The sequence below is a fragment of the Spirillospora sp. NPDC048911 genome (assembly GCF_043198015.1).
In the GTDB taxonomy this organism is placed as follows: Bacteria; Actinomycetota; Actinomycetes; order Streptosporangiales; family Streptosporangiaceae; genus Spirillospora.
Genome location: NZ_JBICUD010000009.1, coordinates 359,721 through 371,940, shown reverse-complemented (window position 1 = coordinate 371,940; position 12,220 = coordinate 359,721). Strand labels below are relative to the sequence as shown.

The window sequence follows — 12,220 nt, the reverse complement described above, 5'->3', positions numbered from 1 at the left end:
GCCATTCCTCACAGAGGGTCAGGTGGTGACGGGGACGGCCGGCCGCGGGCCCGGTGGGCCCGGCCGTTCCGCCGGGTGGGGCGGCTGTGGTGAGGCTGCGGTGTGCGGGGTTTCACCGGGCTTGATGGGGACCACCGGCTGCACTGCGGTCACCGCCACGAGGTCAACGGCTTCAGCAGGTCGTCCGGCGCGTTCATGAAGTCGTGGTGGCCGCCGTCGACGACCCGGATCTCGACGGACTCGGCGTACCGGCGCCACCCGTCGAACTGGCCGAGGCTGACGTCGGGGTCGTCCCGCCAGTGCAGCGCGACGATGGGGCATCGCACCGCGACCGGCTCCGCCCGCCGGTACCCGGCCGCGGCGGTGAGATCGCGGAGCAGCACGACCATGCCCAGATCGATCATGTCCGGCCGCGGTTCGATCCCCCGGCCGCGGATGACCGACTCCAGCTCGGCGCGCAGCTCGGGCTCGGTCATGGTGAGCATGCGGTCCAGAGCGGCGTCGTGCGGGGCCGGCTGGCCCGACACGATGAGGCACCGCGGTCCGGGCAGTCCCAGTTCGGCGAGGCGGACCACGGTCTCGAACGCGACCAGCGCGCCCGCGCAGTGCCCGAAGAACGCGAACGGCGTGTCGAGCAGCGGCACCAGGGGCCCGGCCAGGCCGGTGGCGAGATTCTCGTAGGTGCCGTAGTGGGGTTCGCCCAGCCGGTTCTCGCGGCCGGGGAACTGCACGGGGCAGATCTCGATGTCGCCGATCGCGGCCGGCCAGGCGCTGAAGGCCGAGGCCCCGGACCCGGAGTAGGGGAAGCAGAAGATCCGGGCGGGGTGCCCGGCGGACTGCGGCCGAACGAACCACGGCGAGGTGACGGTGGCTGAGCCGGGGGTCATGGCGTCGCTCGTTTCTCGGCGACGATGGGCAGGTGGGTCATCCCGGCGATGAAGTACGACCGCAGGTGCCGCGGTTCGCCGTCGAGGACGATCGATCCGAACCGCTGGAGCAGCTCCTCGAAGAAGACGCGCAGCGTCAGCCGGGCCAGCGGTCCCCCGACGCAGTAGTGCGGCCCGAATCCGAACGCGACGTGGCGGCCCGCGCCGCTGCGCGTGATGTCGAACTCGTGCGGATCGGTGAACTGGGACTCGTCCCGGTTGGCCGACCCGATCCACGCGACGACCGCCCCGCCGGCCGGGATCGTGCCCCCGCCGATCCGGATGTCGCTCACGGCGTACCGCATGAAGTTGCAGGCGGCCGACGTCCAGCGCAGCCCTTCCTCGACCAGGTTCGGGATTAGTGACGGGTCGGCCTGCGCCTTGTCCAACTGCTCGGGCCGCTCGATGAGGGCGAGCACGGTGCCCGAGACGGTGTGCGGCGTCGTCACGTTGGCGCCCAGGAGAATGCTGTAGCCGTCGAGGGCGATCTCCTCGTCGGTCAGCGGCGCGTCTCCCGCGCGGACGCTCATGAGGTGGTCGAGCAGGCTCCCGTCCTCGCCGCCGTCCGACCGCCGCCGCCTGACCCACTCGGTGACGTAGGTGACCAGCTCATGGTGGGAGATGGCCAGCGTCGCGGCCTCGCTGCCGTGCTGGAAGTGCGGGTCCGACGGCGCCGTCACCATCGCGGTCAGCTGCACGAGCTCGTCCCAGTCCCGCTCCGGGATCCCCAGCAGCGGGCCCGCGACGACCATCGGGAGGCGGTGCGCCCGCTCGGCCAGGTCGAACGAGCCGCCGTCCAGGGCCGGTTCGAGGAAGCGCACGACCGCCCGCCGGATCCGGTCCCGCCAGGACGCCACCGCCCGCGCCGTGAGCCTGGCGCCGATCGCCCTGCGGACCTCGGTGTGGCGCGGCGGGTCGGTGGACGTCATCAGCCTGCCCGCCGCGACGTCGTCCTCGCCGAGGTGGGTGACCACCGTGCCGCGCTCCGAGGTGAACGCCCGGTGGTCGCCGAGCACGCGGCAGACGTCGTCGTAGCGGGTCACCGACCAGAACTCCCGGCCGTCCGGCAGGACCTGGTGGTGCAGGGGCGCCTTCGCGCGCATCGCGTCCCAGACCGGGTGCGGATCGCCCGAGGTGTACAGGTCCAGGTCGAACAGGTCGACGCGATCGAGGTCGATCCCGATGCCGCCCGCGGCGGCCGGCGTCAACCTCATGCCCGTGCCCTCCCCCGCCGGATCAGCTCGGCGACCCGCGCCGGGGTCTGCGCCAGGTAGAAGTCGCGCACGGACAGCTCGACGCCGTAGTCCCGGGTCACCCGGTCGATGATCTTGATGCCGATCAGCGAGTTGCCGCCGATCGCGAAGAAGTCGTCATCGACCCCGACCTCGCGCCCGTCGAGGAATTCGGCCCACAGCGCCGAGATCTCCTGTGGCGACGATTCCATTGCCAGGTTCCTTCCTTCCGACCAGCACCACCATCACGGCCGCCGGGAGGTTTCGGGCCGTCCCGCCGGCGGGACGGCCCCTTCGGACGGCCGGGGTTGACGTTCACACGCCGGTCCAGGACGGACCCGTCCGGGCGGGGGCGATGACGCGCATGGTCGTCGGCGGGTCCTGCCGGACCGGCTCCAGATGGAGGCACTCGGTGCCCTCGGGAGGCGTGAACGGGGCGAGACAGGCGCATTCCGCGGTGGTGAATCCGGCGAACCGGTAGGCCACCTCCATCATCCGGTTGCGCTCGGTACGCCTGAAATCGGCGACGAGGTGCACTCCGGCCCGCGCCGCCGCGTCGGTGAGCCACCGCAGCAGCACCGCGCCCGCGCCGAAGGAGACGACCCGGCACGACGTCGCCAGCAGCTTGATGCGCCATGCCCGCGCCGTCTTCTCGATCAGCATGACCCCGACCGCGCCGTGCGGTCCGAAGCGGTCGGACATCGAGACCACCAGCACGTCGTGGTCCTCGTCGGACAGCAGCGCGCGCAGCGCGGTGTCCGGGTAGTGCACGCCGGTCGCGTTCATCTGGCTGGTCCGCAGGGTCAGCTCCTCGACCCGCGTGATCTCCTCGTCCCTGGCCTCCGCGATGTGCATCACCAGGTCGAGGGAGCGCAGGAAGTCCTCGTCGGCGCCCTGGAAGCTCTCGCGCTGCTGGTCCCGCTCGAACCCGGCCTGGTACATCTCGCGGCGCCGGCGGGCGTCGACGGTGACCACCGGCGGGCTGAACTCGGCCAGGTCGAGCAGGTCGCGTGCCTGCTCGGCCGGATAGCACCGGACCTCCGGCAGGTGGTAGTGGACCTCGGCGCGCTCGCTCGGCAGGTCGTCGATGAACGCGATCGTCTTCAGCGAGAAGTTCAGCCGTTCGGCGATCTTCCGCACCGATTCCGACTTCGGGCCCCAGCCGATGTGCGGCAGGACGAAGTACTCGGCCAGGCCGAGCTTCTCCAGCCGCGCCCACGCCTCGTCGTGGTCGTTGCGGCTCGACACGGCCTGCAGCACGCCGCGCGCGTCGAGCCCCGTCACGACCTTGCGGACGACGTCGTCGACCTCGACGTGACCGTCCTCGACCAGCGTGCCGTTCCACAGCGTGTTGTCGAGATCCCAGATCAGGCATTTCACGATCGGATCCGCTCCGGACATGTCCGCTCCCGTTCCGTCCCGGTACGACCTCTCAGCCCGCCGCCGAGGCGGCGTGCTCGGCGAGGATCAGCTGGCAGATCTCGTTGCTGCCTTCGATGACTTCCATGAGCTTCGCGTCGCGGTAGGCCCGCTCCACCACGTGCCCGCCCGCCGCGCCGGCGGAGGCGAGCACCTGCATCGCCGACGCCGCGCCACGGGCGGCGTTCCCGGCCGCGACGTGCTTGGCGAGGACCGACGCCTGCACCTGCTCCGGCGAACCGCCGTCCCGGCTGCGGCCGGCCTGCTCGCACGCGAACGTCGCCGTCCGCTCCGCGGCGTAGAGCTCGGCCAGATGGCGGGCGACGAGCTGGTGCTTCAGCAGGGGTCGCCCGAACTGCTCGCGGTCTGCGGCGTGCCGGGCGACGGCCGCGAGACAGGCGCGCAGGATGCCGACGCATCCCCAGGCGACCGACAGCCGGCCGTAGGTCAGGGCGATGGTGGTCAGCATGACGACCGGCTGGCCGGCCACCGCGAGCAGGTTCCGCCCGGGCAGCCGCACGTCGTCGAGCACCACGGAGGCGTGCCCGGCGGCGCGGCAGCCGAGCGGGTCGGCCACGCGCGTGATCCGGACACCGGGCGCCGACGCCGGCACCACGGCGACCGCGCCGGCACCCTGGTAGCGGCCGAACACCACGATCCAGTCGGCGTAGGCGGCGACCGTGATCCACGTCTTGGTGCCGTCGATGACGATCTCGTCGCCGTCGCGCCGGATCCCGGTGGTCATCGCGGCGAGGTCGCTGCCGGCGCCCGGCTCGCTGAACGCCACCGCGGCCAGGTCCCCGCCGGTGAGACGGCCGATGTACTCCGCCCGCTGCGCGCCGTCGCCGAACCGCTGGACGGTCCACGCGGCCATCCCCTGGGACGTCATCACGCTGCGCAGCGAGCCGCACAGCGCGCCGGTGTGCGCGGTGAGCTCCCCGTTGTCCATGCCGGACAGCCCGAGACCGCCGAACTCGGGGGCCGCCTCGGCGCACAGCACGCCCTTCGCGCCCAGGCCCCGCATGACGCCGACCGGGATCTCGCCCGCCACGTCCCACTCGCCCGCGGCGCCGGCGACCGTGTCGCTGACCAGCGCGGTCAGGGTCTCAAGCACCGGCGTGGTCGCCGTGTAGCCGCGTCACCAGCGAGCTCATGGACCGCAACGTGCGGAAGTTGTCGATCGCGAGGTCGGCGCCCTCCACGGTGATGCCGAACGTCCCCTCCACGAACACCACCAGCTCCATCGCGAAGAGCGAGGAGACCACGCCCGAGGCGAACAGATCCACCTCCGGCTCCCAGGTCGTCTTGGTCTTCGTCTCAAGGAACGCACCGATGCGCTGCTCGATCTCAGCGACCGATGACGCGGTCGTCGATTCCGTCATGGGACAGCTCCCTTCTCAGCTCACTGTGTTCTTGCGGGCCAGCGTGATCCCGTCCGCCATCACGAGCATGGACAGGCCGACTCTCTTGTCGTCGTGCAGCGAGGCGTTGAGCGCGCGGATGGCGCCCGTGTCGGGGTCGTCCGCGTCCGGATCCGCGACCCGCCCGAAATAGAGCGTGTTGTCGAGCACCACCAGGCCGCCGGGCCGCAGGTGGGTCAGCGCCTGCTCGTAGTAGTGCGCGTAGCCGGTCTTGTCGGCGTCGACGAACACCAGGTCGAAGGTCTCCGGCCCACGCTCGGCGAGCAGCGCCGACATCGTCTCCGCGCCGTCGCCGAGCCGTAGCTCGATCCGGTCGGACACCCCGGCGCGAACCCAGTACCGCTGGGCGATCCGGGTCCAGCGCTCGCTGATGTCACAGGTGATGATCCGGCCGCCGGCCGGCAGCGCCCGCGCCATGCACAGCGTGCTGTAACCGGTGAACGTGCCTATCTCCAGCACGTTCTTCGCACCGGTCAGCCCGACCAGCATGGCGAGCAGCTGTCCCTCTTCCGGCATGGTCACCATGGCGCTGAGCGCCGGCATGAACGCCGTCTCGGCGACCAGGTCACGGAGGATCTCGTCGTCGCGCAGGGACACCGACCGCACGTAGCCGAGCAGGCGCTCGCTCAGCTCCACCTGGCCGGCCATCAGCGGGTCCCGTACTCGTAGAAGCCCCGGCCGGTCTTGCGCCCGTGGTCGCCGTCCGCGACCTTGCGCAGGAGCAGCTCGCTCGGGCGGCAGCCCTCGTCTCCGGTGCGCTCGTACAGCACCGTCAGGGAGTCGACGAGGTTGTCGATCCCGATCAGGTCGGCGGTCCGCAGCGGACCCGTCGGATGCCCGAGGCAGCCTTCCATCAGCGCGTCGACGTCCTCGACGGTGGCCCGGCCCTCCGCGACGACGTTGGCCGCGTCGTTGATCATGCGGTGCAGCACCCGGCTGGTGACGAAGCCGGGGCCGTCGCCGACCACGATCCCCTTCCGGTCCAGTGCGGTCAGGAGGTCCCGCACGGCCGACATGGCCCGTTCGCCGGTCCGGGGTCCGCGAATGACCTCGAGCGTGCCGATCAGGTAGGGCGGGTTCATGAAGTGGACGCCGACCAGGTCCACGGGGGCGGGGACCTGGCCGGCGAGTTCGTCGACCGGGATGGACGAGGTGTTGGTGATCCGCGGCGTCCCCGGCGCCACCGCGGCGGCGATCTCCCTGTGGACCTTGGCCTTCAACTCGGCGTCCTCGGTGATCGCCTCGATCGCCCAGGTGGCGTCCGCCGCCGCCACCGCCGAGCCGGCGAGGCTCAGCTCACCGGCCGGCCCGCGCCGCGGAAGGGCTCCCATCATGTGCGCCATCCGGAGCTCGTCCCGTACCCGCTTGCGAGCCGTCTCCAGCCGCGCCTGGTCGACGTCCACGAGCGTGACCGGCAGCCCTCGCCCGACGACGAGGGCGGTGATGCCGACGCCCATCACTCCCGCCCCGAACACGGCGACGGAGGGCGTTCTCCCGTTTCGCGTCATCGGCCCGCCTCGATCGTGTCCAGCACTTCCCGGGCACGGTCGACCAGGTACATGTGGTCGCCCTGGAATTCCGCGTAACCGAATTCACTCGTGGTCGCGCGCCGCCACTCCCGGGCCTGTTCCGCGCTCACCAGGCCGTCGGAGCCGCCCCGCAGCGAGTGGATCGGCACCGACACCGGTTCGTCGGTGCTCGGGACGTAGTTCTCGTGCATCTCGCAGTCGGCCTGCAGCGTGGGGAGGATCAGTTCGCGCATCTCCGGGTGATCGAGAGCCGGGTGCCGGAAACCCGCGAACTCCTCGACCCTGGCGAGGAACTCCTCGTCCGGCAGTCCCGACGCCCGCCGCTCGCGCTGCGTCCACGGCCCCGGCGAGCCGCTGACGACCAACTGCTCGACGCGCACATCGCGCGCGCTCAGCAGATGCGCCAGCTCGTACGCGAGCACCGCGCCCAGGCTGTGCCCGAACAGCACGGTCCGCGCTCCTTCGCCGAGCTCCGCGACGATGCCGTCTACCTCGCTCTTGGCCGCTTCGACGACATTGCGATACGGCGTCTCCAGGAGCCGCTTCTCCCTGCCGGGCAGCTCGACCGTGACCACTCGCCACCGGCCGGCGGACAGCGCCTTCCACGGATGGAAGAACGAAGGGCCCGCTCCCGCGAACGGCACGCACAGCAGCGTGGCCGGGCCTCCGCCCTCCGCGGATTCATCGACTTCTCTCACCCTGAGCAACTCCGTTCGATGTCCCGGTCAGTCCGCCAGCTTGCGGGTGATGACCTCGAAGATCTCCGCCGCGGGGCCGGGCATGTGCATGTCGAAATGCGTGCCGCGGACGTCGTGCACTTCGAGGGAACCGAGGACGTAAGGCCGCCACAGGCGCGCCCACGATCCCTGGATCAGCCCCTCGGGCTTGGACTCGGCATTGAAATAGAGCACATCACCGCGATATGTCGGTGATTCGAATTTCGCCATGATGTGCATGTTGTTCATCAGCACCTTCGACATGCTGTCCAGGAGATGTTCCTGGTTGCCGAGGTTCATGAACTGGCTGTGGAAGTCTTCGAGCTCCTTCCGGAACTCCGACTGGTCCCGGCCGGCCTGTTCCTTGAACTCGTGCCCCGGCAGGGAGTCCAGGACGGCCACGAAGGCGACCTCGTGCCCGCGCCGGTCGAGCGCGTCCGCGACGGCGTGCACGACGGTGCCGCCATAGGACCAGCCGATCAGGTGGAACGGCCCCTCCGGCTGGATCCCGAGCAGCTCGGTGACGTAGTCGTCGACCATCTCCTCCACGGACCCCGGCAGCGCCTCGGTGCCGTCGAGGCCGCGGGACTGCAGGGCGTAGAGCGGCCGATCCCGCAGGTAGGGCTCGAAGCTGAAGTACGCCCAGCTCAGCCCACCTCCCGTGTGGAAGAACCAGACCGGCGGCTTGCCCGTTCCGGGATCGGCGTTCAACGGGAACACGACCGAGAAGGGGTCGGCGTGTTCCTGGGGAACGCTGTTCGCGAGCATCAGCGCGCCCAGCTCGGCCACCGTGGGGTACTTGATGATCGTCCTGAGCGGCACGTCGATGTCGAAATGGTCGCGGATGCGGGCGATGAGCCGGACGGCGAGGAGGGAATGCCCGCCGAGCGCGAAGAAGTCGTCGTCGATACCGACCTTCTCCAGGCCGAGCAGCTCGCCGAAGAGCGAGCACAGCGTTCGTTCGCTCAGGTTGCGCGGCGCACGGCCGGCCGCGGTGCTCGCGTGCTCCGACGGCAGCGCCCGCCGGTCGAGCTTGCCGTTCGGGGTCAGCGGGATCTCCAGGAGCGGCACCAGCGCGGACGGCACCATGTAGTCCGGAAGCCGCTCCCGGAGGTATCCGGGCAGCTCGGTGAGCAGCGGGCCGATCGCCGTGGCGAGCGCGGGAGCGTTCACCCGGGCCCGTCCGCCCGCGCCGCTCGGGACGAACCCGCCGGAGACGGCCCGCGGCCCGGGCAGCAGCACCGCGTCGAAGTCGTGGACGTTCTCGCCCGACCAGGTGAGGACCGCCTCCCGTCCCTGCCGCCGCGCCCATCGGGTGACCTCCTCGGGATCGAGTGGACCTCCGGACGCGACGGCCTCACTCCGCGAACCGGCCGTTGTGGCCGCAGCGGCCTCGTCGGCCAGGCGCGCGTTCGGTATCCCGGTCACCCGCACGGGGCCCCCCGCCCGGTCCACGTGGCCGCTCAGCCCGTCCAGATCGGACACCTCCCGGCCCCACGCCACCGACGGCACCTCGGCCAGGTCGAGCACGTCGGCAGGCTCCTTGTGGAGCACGACCTCATAGCGATGCCGGGTGAGCTCGTTGTGCGCCCGCCCCGCCTTCAAGCGGACGTCCACACCATCGGCGTGTTCACGCGCCCACTCGGCGAACCACTCCGGGGCGACGACCAGCTCCCGCTCGGCGAGCAGCGCCTTGTCGACCAACGTCCGCAAGTCCGCGGGCGAGGCGTGAGGATGCGCCGAGCGCTGCACCGCCGTCAGCAGGACCCGGAGCGTCGCGGCGTTCCGGACGTCGCCGACGATGATCCGGCCACCGGGCGCGAGCAATTCCATGGCCTGGCGCAGCACCCGGTCCAGGTAGCTCTCGTCCGGGAAGTACTGGATCACCGAGTTGAGCACCACGGTGTCGAATCTCGCCCGGGGCAGTCCAGAGATGTCGTCGGCGGGTCGGGCGCTCAGCCGGACGCGTTCGCCGTGCCCGTTCTGCTCGGCCTGGACGCGGACGCGGTCGACCACCGTCGCCGAGATGTCGGTGCCCCAGTACTCCTCCACCTCGCCGACGATCTTCGCCAGCAGCAGACCCGACCCCACGCCGATCTCCAGCACACGCCGCGGCTCGAACCGCAACACCTGCGCCACCGCGGCATCCCGCCACTCCAGCATCTGCTCACGCGGAATCGGCTCACCGTCATACGACGACCTCCACAACTGGAAGTCCTCACCCCACGCCTCATCACCGGATTCGGCGTAACCGTCGTCGTAGACCTGGCGCCACTCGTCCACCTGAGCGCCGGTGTCAGCCGCGATATCCGGCTTGGGCACCACATAGCCGACAAGGCGCTTGTCGCCCTCCCGGCCCTCCCGCACCACGACGGCGGCCTGCGCAACATCCGGATGCGCGGCCAGGACGTGCTCGATCTCGCCCAGCTCGATCCGGAAACCCCGGACCTTCACCTGGAAGTCCGTCCGGCCGATGTACTCCAGCCGACCGTCGCCGCCGTAACGCACCAGGTCACCCGTGCGGTACATGCGCGCACCGGCAGGACCGAACGGGCACGCCACGAACCGCTCCGAGGTCAGTTCCGGCCGGCCCTGATACCCGCGAGCCAGACCCTCACCCGCGATGTACAGCTCGCCCGCGACCCCACGAGGAGCCGGCAGCAACCGCGCGTCGAGGACGTAGACCTGGGTGTTCCCGATCGGCGATCCGATCGCCGGGACACCCGCCCCGACCTTCACCGGCGCCATCGTCGACCAGATCGTCGTCTCGGTCGGACCGTAGACGTTCAGCACCTCGGCGGCCTGTTCGGCCAGGTTCTCAGCGAGACGTGCCGGCAGCGCCTCTCCACCGACCAGGACCCGCAGCCCCGCCGCGGCGTGCGGCTCGTCCGTGAGCAGCATCTGCCAGAACGCGGGCGTGGCCTGGACGACGGTGACGCCGTGACGGCTCATCACCTGCACGACGGCCGACGGCTCGGCGACGACTTCCTTCTCCGCCAGGACCACCGCGGCGCCGATGATCAGCGGGAGGTACAGCTCCAGCGCTGCGATGTCGAACGAGACCGTCGTCACCGCCAGCAACCGATCCGCGGACGACAACGGCACCCGCCGGCTCATCGTCGCCAGGAAATTCGCCAGCGCACCCCGCGAAACCGCCACACCCTTCGGGTTTCCCGTCGAACCCGATGTGTAGATCACATACGCCGTGCTGCTCGGCGAGACGGCCACTTCGGGCGCAGAGTCGGGGTATCGCGAACAATCCGCATCGGCCAGCGCCTCGGCGTCCAGGAGGAGCACCGGGGCCGCGTCCTTAAGGATGTAGCCGATCCGAGTACTCGGATGATCCGGATCGATCGGGATATACGCCGCACCTGCTTTGAGCACCGCCAGCAACGCCACCACCAGATCGGCCGACCTCGGCAGGCACACCGCCACCAGCGACTCCGGTGCCACACCACGATCTGTCAGCCAGCGCGCCAGCCGATTCGCCCGCGCCTCCAGTTCCCGATAAGACAGCGACACCTCATCGCCGATCACCGCGGGCGCCTGAGGCGTCGCCTCCGCCTGCCCGGAAACCGCCTCCACCAGACCCGGCTCCAACGTCGGCTCGACCGTGTCGTTCACCCCATGCAGCAACCACTTCCGCTCGTCCTTATCCAGCACGTCGACGTCCCCGACGCACACGCCTGGATCATCGACCAGCCGTTCCAGCACACGCGTGAACCTGGTGGCGATGGCCTCGGCCGTGTCCCGGTCGAACAGCCGGGTCGCGTACTGGAGGTCGCCCCTCAGCGCGCCCGCGTCGTCCGCGGCCATGCTGAAGAACAGGTCGAACTTGACGGTCGAGGTGAGGGCCTGCTCGTACTCCACGTCGAGCCCGGGGAGTTCGAGGTTCCGCCTCTCGAAGTTCTGCCAGGCGAACATCACCTGGAACAGCGGCTGGTACGCCGCGGAGCGGTCGGGGTTGATCGCCTCGACCAGCGTCTCGAACGGCAGGTCCTGGTGCCCGTAGGCCGTCAGCGCCTTGTCCCGCACCTGCGCGAGCAGGCCGGTGAACGACGGGTCGCCGGAGAGGTCGGCCCGCAGCACCAGGGTGTTGGCGAAGAATCCGACCAGCTCGGCCAGCGCCTCGTCGGTCCGCCCGGCGACCGGGCTGCCGATCGTCACGTCCTCGCCGCCGCCGAGCTTGTGCAGCAGCACCGCCAGTGCGGCTTGCAGGAGCATCGACATGGTCGTCCCGCGCTCGGCGGCGAGCTTCTCCAGTCCGGCCGCCACGTCGCGTTCAACGACGAAGTCGACCGTGTCGCCGTGCGGGCTCGCTTCCGCGGGCCGCGGGCGGTCCAGCGGCAGGCTCAGCGGCTGCGGTACCCCGGCCAGCTCCATGCGCCAGTACTCGACCTGCTCCGCGGCGAGACTGCCCGGGTCGGCGATGTCGCCGAGCAACTCCCGCTGCCACAGCGTGTAGTCCTTGTACTGCACGGGCAACGGCTCCCACTCCGGTGCCCGGCCGTCCCTGCGGGCCGTGTAGGCGTCGGCGATGTCCCGTGCCAGTGGCGCGCCCGAGCTGCCGTCCATGGCGATGTGATGGATGACCAGGACGAGGACGTGCTCCTCAGGGGAGCAGCGGAACAGGCTCGCCCGTACCGGGAGTTCGGCCGCCAGGTCGAAATGGTGCGCGACGGCCTTGCCGACCGCGTCGGACACCTCCCCGGGCGCCACCTCGAAGACCGGCACCCGCGTCGGCACCTCCGCCATCGGCAGGATCCGCTGGTGGGGTTCTCCGTCGCCGTTCGTGCCGTACGTGGTGCGCAGGATCTCGTGCCGGTCGATCACGTCGCGGATCGCCGCGGCGAGGGCGGCCTGGTCCAGGGGGCCGGTGAGCCGGAACGCCGCCGACATGTTGTAGGTCTCCGACGCCCCTTCCAGCTGGTGCAGGAGCCACATGCGCCGTTGCGCGAACGACAGCGGGATCATTGC

The 12,220-nt window shown here is 70.6% G+C and carries 10 protein-coding genes; all 10 read right to left on the bottom strand.

What is annotated here, in order from left to right; translation table 11 throughout:
* Nucleotides 1–149: 149 nt before the first annotated feature.
* Complete coding sequence (locus ACGFNU_RS36465) at nucleotides 150–887, bottom strand: thioesterase II family protein (RefSeq protein WP_392601129.1); 738 nt, start codon at nucleotides 885–887, stop codon at nucleotides 150–152.
* Entirely contained in the window at nucleotides 884–2,140 is a 1,257-nt protein-coding gene (locus ACGFNU_RS36460) for a cytochrome P450 (RefSeq protein WP_392601128.1), read from the bottom strand. Before ACGFNU_RS36460 ends, ACGFNU_RS36465 begins: the two co-directional genes overlap by 4 nt.
* Nucleotides 2,137–2,370: a phosphopantetheine-binding protein gene (locus tag ACGFNU_RS36455; RefSeq protein WP_392601127.1), complete on the bottom strand. Its 234-nt coding sequence runs from the start codon at nucleotides 2,368–2,370 to the stop codon at nucleotides 2,137–2,139. The genes ACGFNU_RS36460 and ACGFNU_RS36455 overlap by 4 nt, the downstream gene beginning before the upstream one ends.
* A gap of 103 nt (nucleotides 2,371–2,473) precedes the next feature.
* On the bottom strand, nucleotides 2,474–3,559 hold the full coding sequence (locus ACGFNU_RS36450) for an HAD-IIIC family phosphatase (protein WP_392601126.1): 1,086 nt from the start codon (nucleotides 3,557–3,559) through the stop codon (nucleotides 2,474–2,476).
* 31 nt (nucleotides 3,560–3,590) lie between these two features.
* Nucleotides 3,591–4,691 carry an acyl-CoA dehydrogenase family protein gene (locus ACGFNU_RS36445; RefSeq protein WP_392601125.1) on the bottom strand — a complete coding sequence of 367 codons (1,101 nt, stop codon included), beginning with the start codon at nucleotides 4,689–4,691 and terminating at the stop codon, nucleotides 3,591–3,593.
* Nucleotides 4,684–4,959, bottom strand: coding sequence for an acyl carrier protein (locus tag ACGFNU_RS36440; protein ID WP_392601124.1), 276 nt, complete (start codon nucleotides 4,957–4,959; stop codon nucleotides 4,684–4,686). The genes ACGFNU_RS36445 and ACGFNU_RS36440 overlap by 8 nt, the downstream gene beginning before the upstream one ends.
* 15 nt (nucleotides 4,960–4,974) lie before the next feature.
* Nucleotides 4,975–5,646: an O-methyltransferase gene (locus tag ACGFNU_RS36435; RefSeq protein WP_392601123.1), complete on the bottom strand. Its 672-nt coding sequence runs from the start codon at nucleotides 5,644–5,646 to the stop codon at nucleotides 4,975–4,977.
* On the bottom strand, nucleotides 5,646–6,506 hold the full coding sequence (locus tag ACGFNU_RS36430; RefSeq protein ID WP_392601122.1) for a 3-hydroxyacyl-CoA dehydrogenase family protein: 861 nt from the start codon (nucleotides 6,504–6,506) through the stop codon (nucleotides 5,646–5,648). The genes ACGFNU_RS36435 and ACGFNU_RS36430 overlap by 1 nt, the downstream gene beginning before the upstream one ends.
* Complete coding sequence (locus ACGFNU_RS36425) at nucleotides 6,503–7,225, bottom strand: thioesterase II family protein (protein WP_392601121.1); 723 nt, start codon at nucleotides 7,223–7,225, stop codon at nucleotides 6,503–6,505. Before ACGFNU_RS36425 ends, ACGFNU_RS36430 begins: the two co-directional genes overlap by 4 nt.
* Nucleotides 7,226–7,252: 27 nt before the next feature.
* A complete protein-coding gene (locus tag ACGFNU_RS36420; protein WP_392601120.1) occupies nucleotides 7,253–12,217 on the bottom strand; it encodes an amino acid adenylation domain-containing protein in 4,965 nt (1,654 codons plus the stop codon).
* Nucleotides 12,218–12,220 lie beyond the last annotated feature (3 nt).

What these genes read in the sequence shown, in the direction of transcription:
- ACGFNU_RS36465 (WP_392601129.1), bottom strand. Translation starts at nt 887, where the DNA reads ATGACCCCCGGCTCAGCCACCGTCACCTCGCCGTGGTTCGTTCGGCCG.
- ACGFNU_RS36460 (WP_392601128.1), bottom strand. Translation starts at nt 2,140, where the DNA reads ATGAGGTTGACGCCGGCCGCCGCGGGCGGCATCGGGATCGACCTCGAT.
- ACGFNU_RS36455 (WP_392601127.1), bottom strand. Translation starts at nt 2,370, where the DNA reads ATGGAATCGTCGCCACAGGAGATCTCGGCGCTGTGGGCCGAATTCCTC.
- ACGFNU_RS36450 (WP_392601126.1), bottom strand. Translation starts at nt 3,559, where the DNA reads ATGTCCGGAGCGGATCCGATCGTGAAATGCCTGATCTGGGATCTCGAC.
- ACGFNU_RS36440 (WP_392601124.1), bottom strand. Translation starts at nt 4,959, where the DNA reads ATGACGGAATCGACGACCGCGTCATCGGTCGCTGAGATCGAGCAGCGC.
- ACGFNU_RS36435 (WP_392601123.1), bottom strand. Translation starts at nt 5,646, where the DNA reads ATGGCCGGCCAGGTGGAGCTGAGCGAGCGCCTGCTCGGCTACGTGCGG.
- ACGFNU_RS36430 (WP_392601122.1), bottom strand. Translation starts at nt 6,506, where the DNA reads ATGACGCGAAACGGGAGAACGCCCTCCGTCGCCGTGTTCGGGGCGGGA.
- ACGFNU_RS36420 (WP_392601120.1), bottom strand. Translation starts at nt 12,217, where the DNA reads ATGATCCCGCTGTCGTTCGCGCAACGGCGCATGTGGCTCCTGCACCAG.